This window comes from Bacillus sp. 1735sda2 (assembly GCF_024159245.1).
In the GTDB taxonomy this organism is placed as follows: domain Bacteria; phylum Bacillota; class Bacilli; order Bacillales; family Bacillaceae; genus Bacillus; species Bacillus pumilus_O.
This window is the reverse complement of sequence record NZ_JAMYWZ010000001.1, coordinates 1-23533: the sequence shown is the minus strand read 5'-3', so window position 1 is coordinate 23533 and position 23533 is coordinate 1. Positions and strand designations below refer to the sequence as shown.

Here is a 23533-nt window from a genome sequence, read left to right as displayed (position 1 = left end):
TAAATTTAGGAAAACTGTAGGACTTTTGGTAAAAATAAATAAGATGCCATAGCGGCATCTTATTTCATTACTTCTTTATTTCCCATATAAGGACGCAGTACTTCAGGAATGATCACAGTGCCGTCCTCTTGTTGATAGTTTTCTAAAATAGCCGCTACGGTTCTTCCTACTGCTAAACCAGATCCATTTAATGTGTGCACATGCTCTGGCTTGGCTTTAGGCTCTGGACGGAATCGAATGTTTGCGCGTCTTGCTTGGAACGCTTCGAAGTTACTGCAAGAAGAAATTTCACGATACGTATCTTGGCTCGGAATCCATACTTCGATGTCGTATTTTTTCGCAGCTGTGAAACCTAAATCTCCGGTACACATGCTCATGACACGGTATGGTAGGTTTAGTAGTTGTAGGACTTTTTCTGCTTGATTTGTTAGTTTCTCTAATTCTTCATAAGAATCTTCAGGTCTAACAAATTTCACAAGCTCTACTTTATTAAATTGATGCTGACGGATGAGTCCACGTGTATCTCTGCCGGCAGATCCAGCTTCTGATCTAAAGCAAGCACTGAATGCTGCATAATTGATTGGCAGTTGTTCCCCTTCAATTATTTCATCACGGTGCATGTTGGTAATAGGTACTTCGGCTGTTGGAATGAGGAAATAATCTTCTTCACGGATTTTAAAGGCATCCTCTTCGAATTTTGGAAGCTGCCCAGTCCCTGTCATACTTGCTCTATTGACCATGTAAGGTGGGAGCACTTCAGTAAAACCAAACTCATCTACGTGTAAATCGAGCATAAAGTTATATAGTGCGCGCTCTAAGCGTGCGCCAAGCCCTTTATAAAAAACAAAACGGCTTCCTGTAACTTTGCCTGCGCGTTCAAAATCGAGAATGTTTAGCTCATCCGCTACGTCCCAATGTGGCTTTGGCTCAAAAGAGAATGCCGGCTGTTCGCCCCATTTTCGCACTTCCACGTTGTCATCTTCTGTTTCCCCAACTGGTACCGTATCATGCGGGATATTCGGAATAGAGAATAAGATGTGCTGCAAGCTTTCTTCTACTGTTCTTAGCTCATCATCCAGCTTCTTAATCTCATCTCCTACCTCACGCATTTCTTGAATAATGTGATCGGCGTCTTTCTTTTCTCTTTTTAGAACAGCCACTTGCTGTGATACTTCATTTCTTCGGCTCTTTAATACTTCTGTTTTTCCGATTAGTTCTCTTCTTTTTTGATCCAGCTCACCAAACTTATCAAAATCCGCTAAATCTTCGCCACGGTGTGCTAGTTTTTCTTTGATTTGATCAAAGTCCGTGCGCAGTTGTTTAATATCCAGCATGTGTAACACTCCTTTTTTTATCGAAAAATAAAAAGAGCCCTCATCCCATGAAAGGGACGAGAGCTCTCGCGTTGCCACCCTGATTGAAAACATGCAGAAGCATGCTTTCCTCTTTCCTCTGTAACGGTATCACCGTAAATGCTTACTTCTCGTGTTTCAGCATTTCGCTCAAGGATGGATTCAGACTGCATCTTTCACCGATTCGCACCAACCATCGGCTCTCTGAGAAAGAGGGGCTTCTTACTATTTCCCGTCAACGCTTTTTCGATCTTTGATTGTGATTTTAATGTACTATAAGTTTTATCTCTTTTCAACCGTTTTATACAGCGAGCTTCGTTTTATAGGTCTTCACCATTTCAACAAACAGTTGTGTTAATCGGTGGTCGTCTGTCAGCTCTGGATGAAAAGAACAGCCTAAGATATTGTTTTCTTTCGCCATCACAATCCTACCATCATATTCAGCCATGACCTCTACGCTCTCATCTGCACTGATGATATGAGGCGCACGGATGAACACTCCTGTAAACGGGGCATCCAGTCCTTTTACTTCTAAATCTGCTTCAAAGCTGTCTACCTGTCTGCCAAATGAATTCCGTGCAACAGATACATTTAACAGTCCAAGATGAGCATCATCTCGATCTTCTATATGCTTTGCTAGCATAATCAAACCTGCACAAGTCCCGAAAATCGGTTTCCCTTTTGCAGCGAACGCTTTGATCGGTTCAATGAATTGATACGTATCCATGAGTCTTCTCATCGTCGTGCTTTCTCCACCAGGGATAATAAGACCGTCAACACATGCTAGCTCTTCTGCTCGTTTGATGATCTTCCCTTCTGCGCCACAGGCTTCAATCGATTGAATATGCTCTCTCACAGCTCCTTGAAGCCCTAGTACACCAATTGTTAGCATGTTCGTTTGCGCTCCCTTAATTACCAGCCACGCTCTTGCATACGCTCTTCTGGCAGTAGATTTGAGATTTCAATTCCTTTCATGGCTGTTCCAAGCTCTTTTGATAGATCTGCAATGAGACGGTAATCTGTGAAGTGAGTCGTTGCTTCAACAATTGCTTTTGCAAATTTCGCTGGATTGTCTGATTTAAAGATACCAGATCCAACAAATACACCGTCTGCTCCAAGCTGCATCATTAACGCAGCATCTGCTGGTGTCGCAACGCCTCCCGCTGCAAAGTTAACAACTGGGAGTTTGCCGTCTTTTTTGATTTGAAGCAATAATTCATACGGTGCTCCTAGGTTCTTCGCTTCTGTCATCAGTTCATCTTCACTCATTGCTGCCACTTTACGAATCTGAGCATTGACCTTTCTCATATGACGGACAGCTTCTACAATGTTGCCTGTTCCAGGCTCTCCTTTTGTACGAAGCATAGAAGCTCCTTCTGCAATACGACGGGTTGCTTCACCTAAATCACGGCAACCACAGACAAAAGGTACTGTGTATTCATTTTTATTTAAATGGAATTCCTCATCTGCGGGCGTCAGCACTTCACTCTCATCGATATAATCAACACCAAGTGCTTCAAGGACACGAGCCTCGACGATATGGCCGATACGTGCTTTTGCCATGACTGGAATCGTTACTGCATTTTGTACTTCTTCTACGATTCTTGGGTCTGCCATACGGGCAACACCGCCGGCTGCACGAATATCAGCTGGTACTCGTTCTAGTGCCATAACTGCCACCGCACCTGCTTCTTCTGCGATCTTTGCCTGTTCAGCGTTGACGACATCCATAATGACGCCACCCTTTTGCATTTCTGCCATTCCACGTTTCACTCGTTCAGTTCCCTTATTGCTCACAATAGTTTCCTCCCATTTGTCAATTCGATTGATTTACCCCTTTATCATACAAGCGAGACAGTATAACAATAAAGAGAATAGTATAACAATTCAATCAGCCAACAAAAAGGCTTAACCCCTTGTATATAAACGATTACTTGCTAAAAATATGTCATTTTTTCTTTGAAGTATCATTTACATGCTATAATGCAACTATAACAATTCAAATTCATGTATAACAATTTTGCACGCAATGGAGGTTTCTCATGCATATTGATATCCATCGACATTCTGATACATCACTTTCGAATCAGATTTACTTTTCAATCATTGATCATATCCAATCGGGTTTGCTTCAACAGGGAGATAAGCTGCCAACTGTACGTGATTTAGCAAAGCAGTTGAATGTGAGTCTTGTCACGGCAGCAAAGGCATACACTCGGCTGAAGGACGACGGATATTTAACGACTGTGCAAGGAAAAGGGACGTTTGTGGATGAGCTGCAAAAGCAGTCAGAAATTCCAGTTCTGTCATCTACCTCTTTTGATTGGCAGTTATCTATCCCGGATTATTTACCACGGTCTCAATTTGCTCAGTATCACTATGTCGAAGAAGCGATCAACCTCTCTTCCTCTATGATCGATCCAGGGCTTTTGCCAAACCGGTATTTAGAAAAAGAAATGCAGCATGTCCTAGCCAGACATCCTCAAATCATGTCAAAGTATGGGGAAATTCAAGGGGATCTTCAGCTTCGGCAAGTCATTCAGTCTTTTTTAGAAAAATTGGATGTGCCTTCTACTCCTGAAAATATTCTTGTAACTAGTGGTTCTCAGCAAGGGCTTGATTTGGTTGCACGTGCGTTTATCGGTCCTGATGATGTAGTGGTCATGGAAGCACCAACCTATCCAGGCGCCATTGATGTCTTTATGGGCAGAGGGGCAAGAATTATTACAGTCCCTGTTGATCATGAAGGAATGAACATGAAACAGCTTCAAAGCATTTGTGATAAGTATAAACCAAAGCTCATCTACACGATTCCTACTTTCCACAGTCCGACAGGCGCCAGTATGTCAATGAAACGCAGAAAACAACTTCTCTCACTGGCACAAAGTATTGATTGTCTCATTGTAGAGGATGATCCTTATCGTGAGTTATATTTCGAAAAGAAGCCGCCAGCACCTATTAAAAGTCTGGATCATGATGGACACGTCATTTATTTACGAGGTTTAAGTAAAACACTTGCTCCAGGATGCAGAATTGGGATTATCACTGCTTCAGGCTCGATATTTAATCGTTTATTAGCTGCAAAGGCCAATAATGATTTAGGCAGCCCTCTTCTCACACAAAAAGCCATTTTGCCATTTCTGACTTCAAAGAAAATGATTGATCATACGAAAAAGCTGAGAACCGCCTTAATTGTGAGGCGTGATTTAATGATAGATGTATTATCGAAGCATGCACCAAAAGATGTGACATGGCAAATTCCTCAGGGCGGACTCAATTTATGGCTTAGCTTTCCTTCCTGGGTCGATACACGTGCACTTCTGCATGAGGCACGCAAACAGCAAATCACCTTTCTGCCTGGCTCTGTGTGCTATCCTGGAGAGCCGAAGCAAAACTATATCCGCCTTAGCTTTTCTTATATGAATGAAAAGGCGCTGATAGAGGGCGTGGAAAAATTATGTGGTATTTTTCAGCAAGCCTTGTCCACTCCTCAAAATCACAAACAATCTCTTTTCTTTTAACGATAAAAAACTGCTCTCATGTATAGAGAGCAGTTTTTATTAGAACCAACCTTTTACTGTGTCAACGATTCCGCCCCAAATGCCAGCGAAGAACCCACCTACGCTACGCATTGTAAGGATGAACCAGTTTGCTTTTTCATCGCCTGTTTTCGTTATAAGCTCAACACCTGATTGATCTTTATTCAAATAGCCGTAGTCCTTCTCATCACCTGAGTAAGAAGTCGTCAGCATGCCAACCTTCGTTCCTTTTTTAATAGGAGCTTCGAGTTTCGTTTTCTCGATATTTACTTTTGCTTTAAAGCTCTTTTCGTCGCCATTTTTGACTGGCACAGAGAATGCTTCTTTCGTAACGACGGGTACTTCTTTGTCTTTGCCTTTGTCGACTTCGATGTTTTCATGTCCTTTGATCTGTTGACCTTTTTTGTACATTTCTTTCATCGTGAAGTTTTTAAACGCATAGTCGAACAGTTTTTTCGCCACATCGAAACGTGCTGTATGAAGATTACCTTTCGCATTCAAAATCACTGCGATAACACGCATGTCACCTTGTTTAGCCGTACCTGTGAAGCTAGAACCAGCTGAATCTGTAGAACCTGTTTTTAGACCGTCTACACCTTCATATTCCTTCACAAGTCCTTTAAGCATGAAGTTCCAGTTAGGCATGTCCATTTCATCGTCTGTGCCTTCTCTGAACTTTGTTTTCGCAATACTTGATGTTTCAAGGATTTCTGGATGGTCTTTGATGAGATGCTGTGCAAGCAATGCCATATCTTTCGCAGATACTTCACTTTCTTCATCAGTACCTGTACCTTTTGGCTGTTTGCCATGTAAGTCTTTATTTTCTAAACCAGTTGCATTCACGAATTTGTAGTTTGTTAAACCTAGTTCTTTTGCTTTGGCGTTCATTTTTTCAACGAACTTCGATTCTGATCCAGCAATCACTTCTGCTAAGCCAATTGCTGCTGCATTTGCCGAATAAATAGCCGTTGCTTGATAAAGTTCTTTCACTGTATACGAGCCATCTTTTCTCAAAGGAACGTTTGATAAACTGCGGTCCTGAGAAATTTCGTATACATAATCATCTGGCGTATACGTTTGATCCCATTTCACTTTGCCTTCAGCAATCGCCTCTAGTAATAGATACTCTGTCATCATCTTTGCCATACTTGCAATAGGCAGTCTTTGTTCTGCGTTTTTACTATAAAGAATCTTACCTGTAGAAGCTTCAATTAGGATCGCTGCTTTCGCATTCACATTGAATGGATCTTCAGCTGCTTTTGCTTTGGACATTGGTGTAAATGCTGTCACAATCAATGCCAGTGCAAGGATAGAGACCATAAGCTGTTTCAATATCTTGCTGTTCAATCGTCATACCTCCGTTATCATCTTTTTTCGACATATTTCATATATATTTAATCCACAAGGGCTTATTTCAACACAACAGTATAAATTTTATCACAATAAAGACAAAAAAAATAGACAGAGTCATAGACCCTGTCAAATGTAATTTGATTGTCACAATTTATCAAGAAATTGTGTAGTTTGGTGATTCTTTTGTAATTTGTACATCATGTGGATGACTCTCACGAAGTCCTGCACCAGTCATTCGAATGAACTGTGCTTCTTCTCTAAGAGAGCGTAAATCTTGTGTTCCACAATAGCCCATACCTGAACGGATACCGCCAACTAGTTGATACAATGTATCAACGACTGGTCCTTTGTATGGTGTACGGCCTTCAATACCTTCTGGAACGAATTTTTTATTATCTTCTTGGAAGTAACGATCTTTACTTCCTTTTTCCATTGCAGCCACTGAACCCATACCGCGATAAACTTTGAATCGTCTACCTTGGAAAATTTCTGTGTCTCCTGGGCTTTCAGATGTACCAGCTAGAAGGCTTCCAAGCATAACAGCATGTCCACCAGATGCTAGAGCTTTTACGATATCACCTGAATATTTAATTCCACCATCTGCAATAATAGCTTTACCATGTTTTCTTGCTTCTGTTGCACAGTCATAGATCGCTGTGATTTGTGGTACACCAACACCTGCTACAACACGTGTTGTACAGATAGATCCTGGTCCGATACCAACTTTCACAATATCTGCTCCTGCTTCAAACAATGCTTTAGTTGCTTCAGCTGTTGCAACATTTCCAGCAATGATATTAAGAGAAGGATACGTTTCACGGATTTTCGATACAGTGTTTAGAACACCTTGTGAATGACCATGTGCCGTATCAATGACAACGACATCCACATTGGCTTCGACTAATTTTCTCACACGAGTCATTGTATCGCCAGTGACACCAACAGCAGCACCAACAATTAAACGGCCATGTGCATCTTTAGAGGAGTTAGGGAATTCGATCACTTTTTCAATATCTTTGATGGTGATGAGACCTTTTAACGTTCCTTCGTCATCTAAAAGAGGTAATTTTTCAATTTTATATTGCTGTAGAATTTTTTCAGCTTCTTCTAACGTTGTACCCACCGAAGCTGTCACGAGTTCCTCTTTTGTCATCACATCGCTGATCTTCATTGAATAATCCGAAATAAAACGAAGGTCACGGTTCGTAATAATACCAACAAGCTTTTGATCTTCTATGTTATTTACAATCGGTACACCTGAAATACGGTATTTACCCATTAGGTGCTCTGCATCAAATACTTGATGCTCAGGTGTTAAGAAGAATGGATTTGTAATAACGCCGCGCTCTGAACGTTTTACTTTATCCACTTGCTCTGCTTGTTGCTCAATAGACATGTTCTTATGAATGATACCAAGACCACCTTGACGTGCCATTGCAATCGCCATTTGTGACTCTGTCACCGTGTCCATTCCTGCACTGATCACGGGAATGTTTAGTTTTAATGTGCTTGTTAACTCAACTGATAAATCGACATCACGCGGAAGTACTTCAGACTTAGCTGGAACAAGCAAAACATCGTCAAACGTCAAACCTTCTTTTGAAAATTTACTTTCCCACATTAGTAAATCCCCCTCTTTTCGGCAAAATATTATATGTAGATTATCAACTAGCAAACAGCATGTCAAGGAAGCAACAAACAGTTGCAATTTTTAGAAAATATAAAGAGAGTTGAGGAAGAAGATGAAAAGTTCAGGATGGAAGGATTTAAAACGTTTTTACTCACTCGAAACTTCCCAAAAGTTTCTATATCAACAATATGAGAAACGGAGCATTCAAGATGCAAACCAGCAAGCCTATAAAAACTGTGAACGGTTTATTTATTTTTTAAAGCATGGTCATACATTCTATGAACAGGCAGCTATCGCTCCACTCGAACTGAAGCCCATTTTATTATTTTATGGAATGGCTCAGTTGCTAAAGGCATGCTTACTGACAGTTGATCCTTACTATCCTTCTCAAACTTCTGTTTTGGCACACGGTGTAACATCGAGAAAGAGAAAGAAGCAGCACTACCGTTTTAGTGAAGATGAAGTGAAAATTCAGCGAAATGGACTATGCATGCATGTGTTAAAGCATCTATTTCATTTAAATGGACTTGAAGATGAGCGATTTACGATGATTCACCTCCTTTCAAAGATACCTGAGATGAGTCATATTCTGGAGTTTCAAAAGCAGCCCTCGACATTAGTTAAAGTAGAAAAAGACAATGGCATGATGATTCAAGATCATATTCCATTGCTTTATAACATGTCTGCTGAACGTTTTATTGAATATTTTGAGTTCCACACAAGTTGGAAACTTAAACAGAGAGAAGCGAAAAAACTGGCGTTTGATGTGTCTCTAGAAGAAAACCCAGCGTTTGCTACTCATCTTCATTATGATTTAGAAGCGAATCAATGGTATATTCCGTCAACGCGTGATTCATTTTTGGGGATTCCTGAGATCATCAGCCATTACTTATTGATGTATAACCTCAGTATGATTGCCCGCTATGAAACAGAATGGTGGTACGAACTGCTATCTCAATACATTAGTGATGATTACGTCATGATCGAACGCTACATGGAGATTGCTGAAGAGAAGTTCCCAGCATATATCATGATGCTATTAGAGGAAAAAACAAAAAAGACCAGTTCCAAATGGAACTGATCCTTATACAAGCTTGGCGGCGTCCTACTCTCACAGGGGGAGACCCCCAACTACCATCGGCGCTGAAGAGCTTAACTTCCGTGTTCGGTATGGGAACGGGTGTGACCTCTTCGCTATCGCCACCAAACCTGATGGAGAGAATGTTCTCTCAAAACTAGATAACAATGTTCAAACTTCACAATAGAATATAGGTTAAGTCCTCGATCTATTAGTATCTGTCAGCTCCACGTGTCACCACGCTTCCACCTCAGACCTATCAACCTGATCATCTTTCAGGGATCTTACTTCCTTGCGGAATGGGAAATCTCATCTTGAGGGGGGCTTCATGCTTAGATGCTTTCAGCACTTATCCCGTCCGCACATAGCTACCCAGCGATGCCCTTGGCAGAACAACTGGTACACCAGCGGTGCGTCCATCCCGGTCCTCTCGTACTAAGGACAGCTCCTCTCAAATTTCCTGCGCCCGCGACGGATAGGGACCGAACTGTCTCACGACGTTCTGAACCCAGCTCGCGTACCGCTTTAATGGGCGAACAGCCCAACCCTTGGGACCGACTACAGCCCCAGGATGCGATGAGCCGACATCGAGGTGCCAAACCTCCCCGTCGATGTGGACTCTTGGGGGAGATAAGCCTGTTATCCCCGGGGTAGCTTTTATCCGTTGAGCGATGGCCCTTCCATGCGGAACCACCGGATCACTAAGCCCGACTTTCGTCCCTGCTCGACTTGTAGGTCTCGCAGTCAAGCTCCCTTGTGCCTTTACACTCTGCGAATGATTTCCAACCATTCTGAGGGAACCTTTGGGCGCCTCCGTTACATTTTAGGAGGCGACCGCCCCAGTCAAACTGCCCACCTGACACTGTCTCCCTGCCCGATAAGGGCAGCGGGTTAGAAGGTCAATACAGCCAGGGTAGTATCCCACCGATGCCTCCACCGAAGCTAGCGCTCCGGTTTCCAAGGCTCCTACCTATCCTGTACAAGCTGTACCAACATTCAATATCAGGCTGCAGTAAAGCTCCACGGGGTCTTTCCGTCCTGTCGCGGGTAACCTGCATCTTCACAGGTACTATAATTTCACCGAGTCTCTCGTTGAGACAGTGCCCAGATCGTTGCGCCTTTCGTGCGGGTCGGAACTTACCCGACAAGGAATTTCGCTACCTTAGGACCGTTATAGTTACGGCCGCCGTTTACTGGGGCTTCAATTCGCACCTTCGCTTACGCTAAGCGCTCCTCTTAACCTTCCAGCACCGGGCAGGCGTCAGCCCCTATACTTCGCCTTACGGCTTCGCAGAGACCTGTGTTTTTGCTAAACAGTCGCCTGGGCCTATTCACTGCGGCTTCTCGGGGCTTTAACACCCTAAGAAGCACCCCTTCTCCCGAAGTTACGGGGTCATTTTGCCGAGTTCCTTAACGAGAGTTCTCTCGATCACCTTAGGATTCTCTCCTCGCCTACCTGTGTCGGTTTGCGGTACGGGCACCTCTCACCTCGCTAGAGGCTTTTCTTGGCAGTGTGGAATCAGGAACTTCGCTACTAAATTTCGCTCGCCATCACAGCTCAGCCTTCACGGGAAACGGATTTGCCTATTTCCCAGCCTAACTGCTTGGACGCGGATATCCAATACCGCGCTTACCCTATCCTCCTGCGTCCCCCCATTGCTCAAATGGTGAGGAGGTGGTACAGGAATATCAACCTGTTGTCCATCGCCTACGCCTTTCGGCCTCGGCTTAGGTCCCGACTAACCCTGAGCGGACGAGCCTTCCTCAGGAAACCTTAGGCATTCGGTGGACGGGATTCTCACCCGTCTTTCGCTACTCATACCGGCATTCTCACTTCTAAGCGCTCCACCAGTCCTTCCGGTCTGACTTCACAGCACTTAGAACGCTCTCCTACCACTGTTCGTTAGAACAGTCCGCAGCTTCGGTGATACGTTTAGCCCCGGTACATTTTCGGCGCAGAGTCACTCGACCAGTGAGCTATTACGCACTCTTTAAATGGTGGCTGCTTCTAAGCCAACATCCTGGTTGTCTAAGCAACTCCACATCCTTTTCCACTTAACGTATACTTTGGGACCTTAGCTGGCGGTCTGGGCTGTTTCCCTTTCGACTACGGATCTTATCACTCGCAGTCTGACTCCCAAGGATAAGTCATCGGCATTCGGAGTTTGACTGAATTCGGTAACCCGGTAGGGGCCCCTAGTCCAATCAGTGCTCTACCTCCGAGACTCTTACCTTGAGGCTAGCCCTAAAGCTATTTCGGAGAGAACCAGCTATCTCCAGGTTCGATTGGCATTTCACCCCTACCCACACCTCATCCCCGCACTTTTCAACGTGCGTGGGTTCGGGCCTCCATTCAGTGTTACCTGAACTTCACCCTGGACATGGGTAGATCACCTGGTTTCGGGTCTACGACCACGTACTCATGCGCCCTATTCAGACTCGCTTTCGCTGCGGCTCCGCATCTTCTGCTTAACCTTGCACGGGATCGTAACTCGCCGGTTCATTCTACAAAAGGCACGCCATCACCCTTTAACGGGCTCTGACTACTTGTAGGCACACGGTTTCAGGATCTATTTCACTCCCCTTCCGGGGTGCTTTTCACCTTTCCCTCACGGTACTGGTTCACTATCGGTCACTAGGGAGTATTTAGCCTTGGGAGATGGTCCTCCCGGATTCCGACGGAATTTCACGTGTTCCGCCGTACTCAGGATCCACTCTGGAGAGAACAACATTTCAGTTACAGGGCTGTTACCTTCTTTGGCGGGCCTTTCCAGACCTCTTCGCTTATATCGTTCCTTTGTAACTCCGTATAGAGTGTCCTACAACCCCAAGAGGCAAGCCTCTTGGTTTGGGCTGTTCCCGTTTCGCTCGCCGCTACTCAGGGAATCGCATTTGCTTTCTCTTCCTCCGGGTACTTAGATGTTTCAGTTCCCCGGGTATGCCTTCTCATACTCTATGTATTCAAGTATGGATACTACTCCATTACGAGCAGTGGGTTTCCCCATTCGGAAATCTCCGGATCAAAGCTTGCTTACAGCTCCCCGAAGCATATCGGTGTTCGTCCCGTCCTTCATCGGCTCCTAGTGCCAAGGCATCCACCGTGCGCCCTTTCTAACTTAACCATTTCTTACTTTAGAAAGAATCACTATGTGTGATGAACTTTGCATTGCATTCAATGTGAATGTATTACTTATTGTTATCTAGTTTTCAAAGAACACGTTGGTGGAGCCTAGCGGGATCGAACCGCTGACCTCCTGCGTGCAAGGCAGGCGCTCTCCCAGCTGAGCTAAGGCCCCGATTTAATAGAAGATGGTGGGCCTGAGTGGACTCGAACCACCGACCTCACGCTTATCAGGCGTGCGCTCTAACCAGCTGAGCTACAGGCCCATCTTTCATATCGAAGATATGATGTTGTAGGATCTTTTGCAAGTTCCTTCAAAACTAAACAAGACGAAAACGCACGCTGCTCCATATATCCTTAGAAAGGAGGTGATCCAGCCGCACCTTCCGATACGGCTACCTTGTTACGACTTCACCCCAATCATCTGTCCCACCTTCGGCGGCTGGCTCCATAAAGGTTACCTCACCGACTTCGGGTGTTACAAACTCTCGTGGTGTGACGGGCGGTGTGTACAAGGCCCGGGAACGTATTCACCGCGGCATGCTGATCCGCGATTACTAGCGATTCCAGCTTCACGCAGTCGAGTTGCAGACTGCGATCCGAACTGAGAACAGATTTATGGGATTGGCTAAACCTTGCGGTCTCGCAGCCCTTTGTTCTGTCCATTGTAGCACGTGTGTAGCCCAGGTCATAAGGGGCATGATGATTTGACGTCATCCCCACCTTCCTCCGGTTTGTCACCGGCAGTCACCTTAGAGTGCCCAACTAAATGCTGGCAACTAAGATCAAGGGTTGCGCTCGTTGCGGGACTTAACCCAACATCTCACGACACGAGCTGACGACAACCATGCACCACCTGTCACTCTGTCCCCGAAGGGAAAGCCCTATCTCTAGGGTTGTCAGAGGATGTCAAGACCTGGTAAGGTTCTTCGCGTTGCTTCGAATTAAACCACATGCTCCACCGCTTGTGCGGGCCCCCGTCAATTCCTTTGAGTTTCAGTCTTGCGACCGTACTCCCCAGGCGGAGTGCTTAATGCGTTAGCTGCAGCACTAAGGGGCGGAAACCCCCTAACACTTAGCACTCATCGTTTACGGCGTGGACTACCAGGGTATCTAATCCTGTTCGCTCCCCACGCTTTCGCTCCTCAGCGTCAGTTACAGACCAGAGAGTCGCCTTCGCCACTGGTGTTCCTCCACATCTCTACGCATTTCACCGCTACACGTGGAATTCCACTCTCCTCTTCTGCACTCAAGTTTCCCAGTTTCCAATGACCCTCCCCGGTTGAGCCGGGGGCTTTCACATCAGACTTAAGAAACCGCCTGCGAGCCCTTTACGCCCAATAATTCCGGACAACGCTTGCCACCTACGTATTACCGCGGCTGCTGGCACGTAGTTAGCCGTGGCTTTCTGGTTAGGTACCGTCAAGGTGCGAGCAGTTACTCTCGCACTTGTTCTTCCCTAACAACAGAGCTTTACGATCCGAAAACCTTCATCACTCACGCGGCGTTGCTCCGTCAGACTTTCGTCCATTGCGGAAGATTCCCTACTGCTGCCTCCCGTAGGAGTCTGGGCCGTGTCTCAGTCCCAGTGTGGCCGATCACCCTCTCAGGTCGGCTACGCATCGTCGCCTTGGTGAGCCATTACCCCACCAACTAGCTAATGCGCCGCGGGTCCATCTGTAAGTGACAGCCGAAACCGTCTTTCATCCTTGAACCATGCGGTTCAAGGAACTATCCGGTATTAGCTCCGGTTTCCCGGAGTTATCCCAGTCTTACAGGCAGGTTACCCACGTGTTACTCACCCGTCCGCCGCTAACATCCGGGAGCAAGCTCCCTTCTGTCCGCTCGACTTGCATGTATTAGGCACGCCGCCAGCGTTCGTCCTGAGCCAGGATCAAACTCTCCGAGGTATGCAGGATGCATATCACACATGCGTTGCTACACGATGTAGCGAACTTAGCATGTGATCATTTCCTGCCTCGTCAGCGTTTGACTGACTACCTATGAAACATCATAGGATTTTTTATAAAAACTCGAATTAACAGGTACGTTTTGTCTTGTTTAGTTTTCAAAGAACTTGTGTGTCACTCTCTTAAAGCGACCACTTAAATATATCATATATCTCTATCAACAGTCAACATTTTTCTTAAAAAACATTTTGTTTTTCTAAGAAGTTTTCACTGAGGAATGAGATAAAAAATAGAGCCTCTTTTTGCTCCTTTGAAAGATTAACACATATCTATGAAAAAAGCATTATTAATTTCAAAAAAAGTGAAGTTTTTTCAAAAAAAATAAAGCCGGTGAAAAAACCGGCTTTATTTTACTCAGATTGCTCTTGATCTGACTCTACGTTTTCTACGTTCTCTTCATTATCTTCATCGTCTTCTGGTGATTGTTCAACTAATGCCACTGTTGCGACATGTTCCTCATCACCGAGACGGATTAGACGAACACCTTGAGTAACTCGACCTGTTGTTGAAATGTCAGAAACGGCCATACGAATGATTACACCGCTTCCTGTAATAATCATCAAGTCTTCTTCGGCTTCAGCATTCGTTGCTTTCACTGCGACAAGTGGACCGTTATTGTCAGTGATTTTGCACGTTTTAAGACCTTTACCGCCACGACTTTGAACACGGTATTCTTTTTCAGGGGTTAGTTTGCCGTATCCTTTTTCAGTTACAATCAAGACGTTTGCATCTGGCTCAAGGATTTCCATACCTACGACAATGTCATCTTCGGAAAGTGTGATCCCTTTCACTCCAGCTGCCGTACGTCCCATTTCACGAACATCTGTCTCGTCAAAACGGATCAGCATTCCTTTTTTCGTTCCAATGATGATTTGTTTTTCTCCATTGGTTAAACGAACAGCCATCAGTTCATCCTCGTCACGAAGGCTAAGTGCAATAAGACCGTTGTTTCGAATGTTAGCGAACTGGGACAATGTCGTCCGTTTTGATACACCGTGTCTTGTTGTAAAGAAGAGATAAGAATTTTCATCAAATTCGCTTACTGGAATAATGGCGTTAATCCATTCTCCCTTTTCTACTTCAAGAAGATTAATGATCGGAATCCCTTTCGCCGTCCGTCCGAATTCAGGAATCTCGTACCCTTTCGCACGATAAACCTTCCCTTTATTAGAGAAGAAAAGAATCGTATCGTGGGTCGATGTTGAAATCAACTGTTCAACGAAATCATCTTCGTTGGTTCCCATTCCTTGGACACCTTTACCGCCTCTTTTTTGGCTGCGGTATGTAGAAGCTGGGAGACGCTTGATATAACCATTATGCGTGAGCGTAATCACGATGTTTTCAACAGGAATCAAATCTTCGTCTTCAATTGTTTCGATACCCGCTGTCACAATTTCAGTACGGCGCGTATCATTGAAGCGTTCTTTAATTTCTGTTAATTCTTCTCTAATGATTTCAAGTACTTTCTCATTGTCTGCTAAAATGGCTTTTAATTCAGCAATCAAATCAACAAGTCCTTTATATTCATCTTCTATCTTTTCTCGTTCTAGACCAGTCAAACGCTGAAGTCGCATATCAAGAATAGCCTGTGCCTGTTTTTCAGACAAGCTATAGTTTTCCATCAAACCATTTCTCGCAATTTCCGCAGTTTGAGAGCCTCTAATTAAAGCAATGACTTCATCTAAGTGATCAAGTGCAATTCTAAGACCTTCTAAAATGTGTGCTCTTGCTTCTGCTTTACGCAGCTCATACGCTGTTCTTCTGCGAATGATCACTTTTTGATGCTCTAGATAATACTCAAGACATTGTTTGAGGGACAAGACTTTTGGCTGTCCATCAACAAGTGCTAATAAGTTGATACCAAATGACGTTTGAAGTGTCGTTTGTTTATAAAGATTGTTTAATAGAACATGGACGTTTGCGTCTCTACGCAGTTCAATGACAATACGCATACCATTACGATCTGATTCATCACGCAAATCTGTAATGCCATCAATCTTTTTATCACGCACAAGATCAGCAATTTTTTCAATTAAACGGGCTTTGTTGACTTGGTAAGGAATCTCATTGATAACAATGCGCTGTTTACCGCTAGATGTTTCCTCAATATTCGATTTTGCTCTTAATGTAATAGAGCCGCGCCCTGTTTCATACGCCTTCCGAATACCACTTCGGCCAATGATTTGACCTGCTGTTGGGAAATCTGGCCCTGGAATAATGTCCATAAGCTCCTGTGTAGTCATTTCTGGATTTTGACTGATAGCCAATACCCCATCAATCACTTCACCTAGTTGGTGCGGCGGAATATTGGTCGCCATTCCTACAGCAATTCCTGTCGCTCCGTTGACCAACAAGTTAGGGAATCTTGCAGGCATCACCATTGGCTCTCTTTCACTGCCGTCATAGTTATCCTGATAATCAATGGTATCCTTAGTGATATCACGGAGGATTTCCATAGAAATCTTCGATAGACGTGCCTCGGTATAACGCATCGCCGCTGCTCCGTCTCCATCGACTGAACCAAAGTTTCCATGACCATCTACTAACATATAACGATAGTTGAAGTCTTGCGCCATACGAACCATCGCTTCGTATACAGCACTGTCACCATGAGGGTGATACTTACCGATAACTTCCCCGACGATACGTGCAGATTTCTTAAATGGTTTATCACTTGTCATACCTAGGTCATTCATCGCATACAAAATTCTTCGATGCACGGGCTTTAATCCGTCACGCACATCTGGTAATGCACGCGACACAATCACACTCATTGCATAATCTAAAAAAGACGTACGCATTTCCTGACTAATATTCACTTCGCGTACATTTGGTGTATGTTGTTCACTCACTATAAGAACCTCCCTTTACGTATCACATGAAATAAATTATGTGGGAGTAAAATATGTATTTATCTTCACAAGACTATTCTCCATTATATCAATAATCTCGTCTTTATACACATTTATTTACTAGAAAATCAACGAAAACACGGAAAAACAGGACATTGGTTACACGCTCCTATTTCTTGAAAAACAACCTTATTCCAAACAAGAAATAAGGTTGTTCTCAGTAGGGAGCTATCTAAATATCGAGGTTTTTCACGTATTGCGCATTTTCTTCGATAAAGTTTCTTCTCGGCTCTACTTTATCTCCCATGAGCATTTCAAATGTCTCATCAGCATCGATTGCATCCTCAAGTGTCACTTGAAGAAGTGTTCTCGCATCAGGATCCATTGTTGTTTCCCAAAGCTGAGCAGCATTCATTTCTCCAAGACCTTTATAACGCTGAAGTCCAGGTTTTGGTGTTTGAGAAAGTGATTTCAACAGCTCGTCTAGCTGTTTATCGTTATACACGTACTCAACACGTTTTCCTTGTTGCACTTTATATAAAGGCGGCTGTGCAATATACACATAACCGTTTTCAATGATTTCACGCATGTAGCGATAGAAGAATGTTAGAAGCAGCGTTCGAATGTGCGCTCCATCCACATCGGCATCGGTCATAATCACAACTTTGTGATAGCGAGCCTTCTCTAAATTGAAGTCTTCTCCGATTCCAGTTCCTAATGCTGTAATCATTGAACGAACCTCGTTGTTCGATAGAATTTTATCTAGTCGCGCTTTTTCAACGTTTAGGATCTTCCCTCTTAACGGTAAGATGGCTTGGAAGTGACGATCACGACCTTGCTTAGCAGATCCGCCCGCTGAATCTCCCTCTACGATATAGAGTTCAGAGATGGATGGGTCTTTAGAAGAACAGTCCGCTAGTTTCCCCGGTAAGCTGGAGACTTCCAGTGCGCTTTTACGTCTTGTCAGCTCACGTGCCTTTTTGGCAGCCATTCTTGCACGAGCTGCCATCACGCCTTTCTCCACAATTTTCTTTGCCGCATCAGGGTTCTCTAAGAGGAATTTCTCAAGTGCTTCAGAGAAAAGGGAGTCGGTAATGGTTCTTGCTTCTGAGTTCCCAAGCTTTGTCTTCGTTTGCCCTTCGAATTGAGGATCTGGATGTTTGATAGAAATAATGGCTGTTAAGCCTTCTCGCACATCTTCACCGCTCAAATTCGAGTCTCCATCTTTGAATACGCCATTTTTACGAGCATAATCATTGATCACACGCGTCAGACCTGTTTTAAAGCCTGCTTCGTGTGTTCCGCCTTCATACGTGTTGATATTGTTGGCGAAGGAATAGATGTTGCTTGTATAGGAATCGTTATATTGTAATGCCACTTCAACCGTAATTCCGTCTCTTTCACCTTCGATGTAAACAGGTTCTTCATGAACGACTTCTTTTGAGCGATTTAAATGTTCTACATAGCTCTTAATACCGCCTTCGTAGCAGTATTCATTTCGTCGTTCTTTACCTTCGCGTAAATCTTCAATAATGATGTTTACACCTTTTGTTAAGAAAGCTAATTCACGTACACGGTTAGCAAGTGTGTCGTAATCAAATTCAATGGTTTCAGTAAAAATTTCTGGATCTGGCACAAAATGAGTGGTTGTCCCTGTAACATCTGTTTCACCAATGATCTCTAAATCTCCAACTGGAACACCGCGTTTGAATTGTTGATAATGAATTTTCCCATCACGATATACGGTCACGTCTAAGGTCGTAGATAACGCATTAACAACAGATGCCCCTACGCCATGCAGACCGCCAGATACTTTATAACCACTGCCGTCAAATTTACCGCCAGCGTGAAGAACAGTCATAATAACCTCTACAGCAGGACGTCCCATTTTCTCATGAATCCCAACAGGAATTCCGCGGCCATTATCTTTCACTGTAATGCTATTATCCTTTTCAATTTGCACCGTAATATCTGTGCAATATCCAGCTAAAGCCTCATCAATACTGTTGTCGACAATTTCCCATACAAGATGGTGAAGTCCTTTTGCACTGGTTGACCCAATGTACATTCCTGGACGTTTTCTAACAGCTTCTAGTCCTTCAAGCACCTGTATCTGATTTTCATCATAACTATTATGTTGCTGTTCCATTGCCACGTACATTCACCTACACTTTTCTTAAACGATATATTTATATGAATTGAGCTTTTAGACTTCAATTTCAATCACAAATGAAGCACGTTTTTTGAGCGTGCTTGAGGAAAGAGGAGAGTAATAAACAGATTTAGTTGTGACGACGATGGATTTGGGTGTCCCTTGTGATAACGAAATGATTTGTCCTTCTTGTTTTTGAAGAAACTCTTCTACAACAGAAGACGACCTCATTTTGTAATCAACAATTGCGACAATCTCTCGTGTAGAAACAACACAATCATCACCTAAATGAATATACAAGACCCACACCTCATTTATCAGTCAATTACTTTTCCACTGGCTACTCTGAAAATTTCCGCTTCTTTCAAGGTAGCGTGATCGATACCTTCAACACTTGTTGTGGTGACGAAGGTCTGTACACGTCCCTGAATGGTATGGAGCAAATGAGACTGTCTGTAATCATCAAGTTCAGATAAAACATCATCGAGTAGAAGAATGGGATATTCTCCGATTTCTTCGTGTATCAAGTCGATTTCTGCCAGCTTTAGTGAAAGAGCTGTTGTTCTTTGCTGCCCTTGAGAGCCATATGTCTGAACATCCCGACCATTCACAAAGAAAAGTAGGTCATCTCTGTGAGGTCCCCACAGCGTCACTCCTCGGTCTATTTCTCTGTCTCTTAGTTTCTGAAACGATTCTTCATAGCTATTCTTTATTTTCGACAAGTCTGACGCTTCTGATACCTCTATCGCCGTGTGGTATTGGAGCGTGAGTGTTTCTAGCTCTCTAGAAATGCCAAAATGCAACGGCTGCGCCCATTTTTCGAGCTGTTTCGTAAAAGTCAGTCGTCTTTTGACAACCTTCGCTGCCGCATCAATCAATTGCTCTGTTAAAACCTCCAGCATCGCTTGATCCGTTTGCTTTCTAGTCTGCAATTGTTTCAAGTAATGATTCCGCTGAGAGAGAATTTTTTGATAGAGCGATAAATCATGCAAGTAGACAGCAGAAACTTGTCCAATCTCCATATCGAGGAATCTTCTGCGGATTTGCGGGCTGCCCTTTACAAGACTTAAGTCCTCTGGTGCAAACATGATGGTGTTTAGCGCACCAACATAATGACTGAGCTTCTGTTGTTCAATGTGATTGACCTTGCCCTTTTTCCCTTTTTTTGAAATCACGAGCTGCATTGGGAGTGGACCATTTTTTTTGATGACTCTACCTTCTATTTTAGCATAGTCTTGGTCCCATCGGATAAGTTCTTTATCATTTGACGTACGATGCGACTTTGCCATCGACAATACATAGATCGCTTCCATCAAGTTGGTTTTACCTTGGGCATTCTCACCGATCATGACATTCACCTTGTTGTCGAATTGAAGCTCGGTGTGTTCATAGTTTCGGTATGAAGTTAACGCCAGACTTTGAATGTACATGTATTGTCACCCATTTCTAATTCACAACTTGAAATGTGCCATAACCTTCTATCTCGACAACATCTCCTGGGTATAGTTTACGTCCCCGTCTATTATCTGGCTCTTGATTAATGAACACCTCATGTTCACTCAAAAACCATTTCGCCATTCCGCCAGATTGGATGACTTCGGCTAATTTCAAAAATTGCCCTAATGTAATCATTTCTTTCTCAATGGTTATAGGATTAGGCATTATATCGACCTCTTTCAATATCACTAATATCTAATTGTACTAAAAAACAAGACAAGAAGGAAAGGGGGAAAGCGAACTGGGATGAAAGAAAGCATGGTAAACGAGAAGAAAAGCTGCTATGCACTCACACAGCAGCTATTTTAGATTGAATTAATATGTTCTGACTGGAAGAATCAACTGCAAGATTGAATCATCATTTGGCGTACGCAACAGGAACGGTCTCATGGCACCAGTAAAACTTACATGAATCTCTGTTCCCTCTAATACTTTTAATGCATCTAGCATATATTTTGGACTAAAGGAGATTTTAAGGTCCTCCCCTTTAATGTCATCTGCTTGAACCGTTTCGACTACTTTACCGATTTCAGGTGAATTAGAAGAAATCTCAAGGCTTTGTTCAGGATCAGCTGACAGCTTTACGACATTATTGCGTCCTTCTCTTGCCAAAAGTGATGCACGATCAATGGCTTGAAGGAATTCCTTTGTGTTGACCACAACATCCGTTTTACTTTCCTGCGGGATCAGGCGAGCTGTATCTGGATAATTCCCATCCAGCAATCTTGAGAAGAACAACACGTTTTGTGCTTTAAAGAGAACTTGAGTTTCTGTAATCACGATGCTCACAAGATCTTGTCCATCATCAAGGATTCTACTTAGCTCTGTTAAACTCTTTCCAGGAATGACGACATTGTATGAGCTTTCCTCATCAATATCCAACTTCGCTTTTCTTAAAGCAAGACGGTGGCTATCCGTCGCTGTGCATATTAATTCACCTTTTTCTACCTTCCAGTTTACACCTGTCAAGATAGGTCGTGTTTCTGAGGTGGACACTGCAAAAACAGTTTGACGAATTAAGTTTTTAAGCAGATCTGTCGGAATTTGAAATGCATGATGCTCTTCAATTTGCGGAAGATGTGGATACTCTTCAGCATCTAAGCCGTTTAAGTTAAATTCTGCTGAACCAGAACGAATGATGGTGAGGTGATTTTGTTCTACTTCAATTTCGACAGTAGCCATTGGCAGTTTCTTCACAATTTCACTAAAGAAGCGAGCCTGAAGCACAATACTTCCTGGACGATCAATCGTAATTACTTCTAAATCTCCATCTCTTTGAGGAATAAAGGATTCAATTGAGATATCAGAGTCACTTCCTGTGAGAGAAACCCCCTCATCAGATGCAACAATTTTTATCCCTGTCAAAATAGGTATCGTTGTTCTAGAGGATACGGCCTTTAATACATCTTGGACACTTTCGACAAGACGATCTTTTTGAATCGTGAATTTCATAGTGGTCCTCCTAAATTTTCTTAATGACATGTATATATATTTTATTAATAAAATTCGTAGAAGTAATAGTAGGGCTTGTGAATATGTGGATAAGTCGGTAAAAAGAAAGGAAAGACAGCCTATCCACATGTGGACAGACTGTGTATGACTATGCTCTAGTTATTCACATTTTCCCGTACTTATTATATCAGCTAGGTTATTTTAATTGTTCTTTTATTTCTTTGACATGCTGCTGAAGCTGTTCATCCTCAACCATTAATTTCGAAATCTTCTCATGAGCATGAATGACAGTCGTATGATCACGACCTCCAAATTCTTCCCCTATTTTAGGCAGAGAGGAATCGGTCATTTCCCTAGAGAGATACATGGCAATTTGTCTTGGATAAGCAACTGACTTCGTACGTTTCTTCGCTTTGAAATCCTCTAATCGAATATTAAATTGCTGCCCTACAATTCTTTGAATATCTTTAATTGTAATGACCCTTGGCTTCGACGAAGGAATGATGTCCTTTAACGCCTCAGCTGCTAGATCCGCATTGATGTCTTTATTAATTAAAGAAGAGTAAGCCACGACACGAATCAAAGCACCCTCCAGTTCACGAATGTTGCTGTCGATTTGATTGGCAATATAGAGCATCACTTCATTCGGAATGTCTAATCCCTCTGCTTTTGCCTTTTTTCGTAAAATCGCAATACGCGTTTCTAAATCTGGCGGGGTAATGTCTGTGATTAGGCCCCATTCGAATCGAGAGCGTAATCTGTCTTCAAGTGTCGGAATTTCTTTCGGCGGCCGGTCACTAGAAATGACGATTTGCTTACTTTCTTCGTGAAGTGTGTTGAATGTATGGAAAAACTCTTCTTGTGTTTGTTCTTTTCCTGCTAAAAATTGAATATCATCTATCAAAAGCACATCGACATTCCGATAGCGATTACGGAAATCGACAGCTTTGTTGTCTCGGATTGAGTTGATAAATTCATTTGTAAATTTTTCAGATGATAGATAGACCACTTTGGCTGATGGATTATGGTCGATGACATAATGACCAATGGCATGCATCAAGTGAGTCTTTCCTAAACCAACGCCCCCATAAATAAAGAGCGGATTATATGCTTTTGCTGGTGCTTCCGCAACTGCAAGTGAAGCGGCATGCGCAAATCGGTTGCCTGAACCAATAACAAAAGTATCAAATGTATATTTTGGATTCAGCATATTTTGTGGAATATCGACGGGATCTTCTTTAGACATCTTTTTAATTGGAGACTTTGGCATAGCTTCCACTTCATCCTGATTTTGAGGAATAATAAATTTAATGCTGAGCTCTTCACCTGTCAGTTCGTAGATGGTATCAGCAATTAAGTGGAGATATCTTGATTCCAACCAGTCTCTAGCAAATTCATTAGGTGCCGTAATTGTGAGCGTGTCACCTTGAAGAGAATGGGCTTTTGTCGATTTCATCCATGTCTCAAAACTAGGTTTGCTCAACTTTGTCTCTATTTTTTGAAGTGCTTTATTCCACAGATCCAAAATATTTTCCAT

At 43.2% G+C, this 23533-nt stretch carries 14 protein-coding genes, 2 tRNA genes, 3 rRNA genes and 1 other annotated feature; of the genes, 2 read left to right on the top strand and 17 right to left on the bottom strand.

The features are described 5' to 3' along the window. Positions 1–59: 59 nt before the first annotated feature. The 3 genes from serS to pdxS all read right to left on the bottom strand — a co-directional run bounded on the left by serS (position 60) and on the right by pdxS (position 3149). A complete protein-coding gene (gene serS / locus NKR21_RS00095; protein WP_012009060.1) occupies positions 60–1334 on the bottom strand; it encodes a serine--tRNA ligase in 1275 nt (424 codons plus the stop codon). Positions 1335–1383: 49 nt separating this feature from the next. After that, positions 1384–1600: a binding site (T-box leader), on the bottom strand. Between the two features lie 53 nt (positions 1601–1653). Beyond that, positions 1654–2244 (bottom strand): pyridoxal 5'-phosphate synthase glutaminase subunit PdxT, encoded by a 591-nt coding sequence (pdxT, locus tag NKR21_RS00090; protein ID WP_144458532.1) that lies wholly within the window; start codon positions 2242–2244, stop codon positions 1654–1656. 20 nt (positions 2245–2264) lie between these two features. Continuing rightward, positions 2265–3149 carry a pyridoxal 5'-phosphate synthase lyase subunit PdxS gene (pdxS, locus tag NKR21_RS00085; RefSeq protein ID WP_088004198.1) on the bottom strand — a complete coding sequence of 295 codons (885 nt, stop codon included), beginning with the start codon at positions 3147–3149 and terminating at the stop codon, positions 2265–2267. A gap of 245 nt (positions 3150–3394) precedes the next feature. On the opposite strand from pdxS, the gene pdxR reads away from it, so the two are divergent. Then, positions 3395–4873 (top strand): MocR-like pyridoxine biosynthesis transcription factor PdxR, encoded by a 1479-nt coding sequence (gene pdxR / locus NKR21_RS00080; RefSeq protein WP_144458531.1) that lies wholly within the window; start codon positions 3395–3397, stop codon positions 4871–4873. A 39-nt stretch (positions 4874–4912) separates the two neighbouring features. Here pdxR and NKR21_RS00075 read toward each other — a convergent pair whose 3' ends face one another. Continuing rightward, positions 4913–6238 (bottom strand): D-alanyl-D-alanine carboxypeptidase family protein, encoded by a 1326-nt coding sequence (locus NKR21_RS00075; protein ID WP_144458530.1) that lies wholly within the window; start codon positions 6236–6238, stop codon positions 4913–4915. 160 nt (positions 6239–6398) lie between these two features. Continuing rightward, a complete protein-coding gene (gene guaB / locus NKR21_RS00070) occupies positions 6399–7865 on the bottom strand; it encodes an IMP dehydrogenase (protein WP_144458529.1) in 1467 nt (488 codons plus the stop codon). Positions 7866–7986: 121 nt separating this feature from the next. Here guaB and NKR21_RS00065 point away from each other — a divergent pair, with 121 nt between their 5' ends. Then, positions 7987–8955, top strand: coding sequence for a YaaC family protein (locus NKR21_RS00065; protein WP_088004192.1), 969 nt, complete (start codon positions 7987–7989; stop codon positions 8953–8955). Between the two features lie 11 nt (positions 8956–8966). Here the strand turns inward: NKR21_RS00065 and rrf are convergent. The 12 genes from rrf to dnaA all read right to left on the bottom strand — a co-directional run bounded on the left by rrf (position 8967) and on the right by dnaA (position 23533). Then, positions 8967–9082: ribosomal RNA gene (gene rrf, locus NKR21_RS00060) — 5S ribosomal RNA — on the bottom strand. Positions 9083–9143: 61 nt separating this feature from the next. Continuing rightward, a 23S ribosomal RNA gene (locus NKR21_RS00055) occupies positions 9144–12074 on the bottom strand. A gap of 98 nt (positions 12075–12172) precedes the next feature. After that, positions 12173–12248 (bottom strand) — tRNA-Ala (locus NKR21_RS00050). A gap of 14 nt (positions 12249–12262) precedes the next feature. Beyond that, positions 12263–12339: transfer RNA gene (locus NKR21_RS00045), tRNA-Ile, on the bottom strand. A 95-nt stretch (positions 12340–12434) separates the two neighbouring features. Beyond that, positions 12435–13983, bottom strand: a 16S ribosomal RNA gene (locus tag NKR21_RS00040). Together the 16S, 23S and 5S rRNA genes with 2 tRNA genes alongside form the textbook arrangement of a ribosomal RNA operon. Before the next feature lie 410 nt (positions 13984–14393). Then, on the bottom strand, positions 14394–16895 hold the full coding sequence (gene gyrA / locus NKR21_RS00035; protein ID WP_144457388.1) for a DNA gyrase subunit A: 2502 nt from the start codon (positions 16893–16895) through the stop codon (positions 14394–14396). 232 nt (positions 16896–17127) lie between these two features. Next, on the bottom strand, positions 17128–19044 hold the full coding sequence (gene gyrB / locus NKR21_RS00030) for a DNA topoisomerase (ATP-hydrolyzing) subunit B (RefSeq protein WP_041816108.1): 1917 nt from the start codon (positions 19042–19044) through the stop codon (positions 17128–17130). A gap of 57 nt (positions 19045–19101) precedes the next feature. Beyond that, complete coding sequence (gene remB / locus NKR21_RS00025) at positions 19102–19347, bottom strand: extracellular matrix regulator RemB (protein WP_041815080.1); 246 nt, start codon at positions 19345–19347, stop codon at positions 19102–19104. A 17-nt stretch (positions 19348–19364) separates the two neighbouring features. Further along, positions 19365–20477 (bottom strand): DNA replication/repair protein RecF, encoded by a 1113-nt coding sequence (recF, locus tag NKR21_RS00020; RefSeq protein WP_012008631.1) that lies wholly within the window; start codon positions 20475–20477, stop codon positions 19365–19367. Positions 20478–20493: 16 nt separating this feature from the next. Further along, a complete protein-coding gene (yaaA, locus tag NKR21_RS00015) occupies positions 20494–20709 on the bottom strand; it encodes a S4 domain-containing protein YaaA (protein ID WP_041815077.1) in 216 nt (71 codons plus the stop codon). 150 nt (positions 20710–20859) lie between these two features. After that, entirely contained in the window at positions 20860–21996 is a 1137-nt protein-coding gene (gene dnaN, locus NKR21_RS00010) for a DNA polymerase III subunit beta (protein ID WP_041815072.1), read from the bottom strand. Between the two features lie 196 nt (positions 21997–22192). Further along, positions 22193–23533 carry a chromosomal replication initiator protein DnaA gene (dnaA, locus tag NKR21_RS00005; RefSeq protein ID WP_012008628.1) on the bottom strand — a complete coding sequence of 447 codons (1341 nt, stop codon included), beginning with the start codon at positions 23531–23533 and terminating at the stop codon, positions 22193–22195.

Coding starts and splice junctions, on each gene's coding strand:
- pdxT (WP_144458532.1), bottom strand. CDS start 2,244: ATGCTAACAATTGGTGTACTAGGGCTTCAAGGAGCTGTGAGAGAGCAT.
- pdxR (WP_144458531.1), top strand. CDS start 3,395: ATGCATATTGATATCCATCGACATTCTGATACATCACTTTCGAATCAG.
- recF (WP_012008631.1), bottom strand. CDS start 20,477: ATGTACATTCAAAGTCTGGCGTTAACTTCATACCGAAACTATGAACAC.
- dnaA (WP_012008628.1), bottom strand. CDS start 23,533: ATGGAAAATATTTTGGATCTGTGGAATAAAGCACTTCAAAAAATAGAG.
- dnaN (WP_041815072.1), bottom strand. CDS start 21,996: ATGAAATTCACGATTCAAAAAGATCGTCTTGTCGAAAGTGTCCAAGAT.
- gyrB (WP_041816108.1), bottom strand. CDS start 19,044: ATGGAACAGCAACATAATAGTTATGATGAAAATCAGATACAGGTGCTT.
- yaaA (WP_041815077.1), bottom strand. CDS start 20,709: ATGCCTAATCCTATAACCATTGAGAAAGAAATGATTACATTAGGGCAA.
- NKR21_RS00065 (WP_088004192.1), top strand. CDS start 7,987: ATGAAAAGTTCAGGATGGAAGGATTTAAAACGTTTTTACTCACTCGAA.
- serS (WP_012009060.1), bottom strand. CDS start 1,334: ATGCTGGATATTAAACAACTGCGCACGGACTTTGATCAAATCAAAGAA.
- guaB (WP_144458529.1), bottom strand. CDS start 7,865: ATGTGGGAAAGTAAATTTTCAAAAGAAGGTTTGACGTTTGACGATGTT.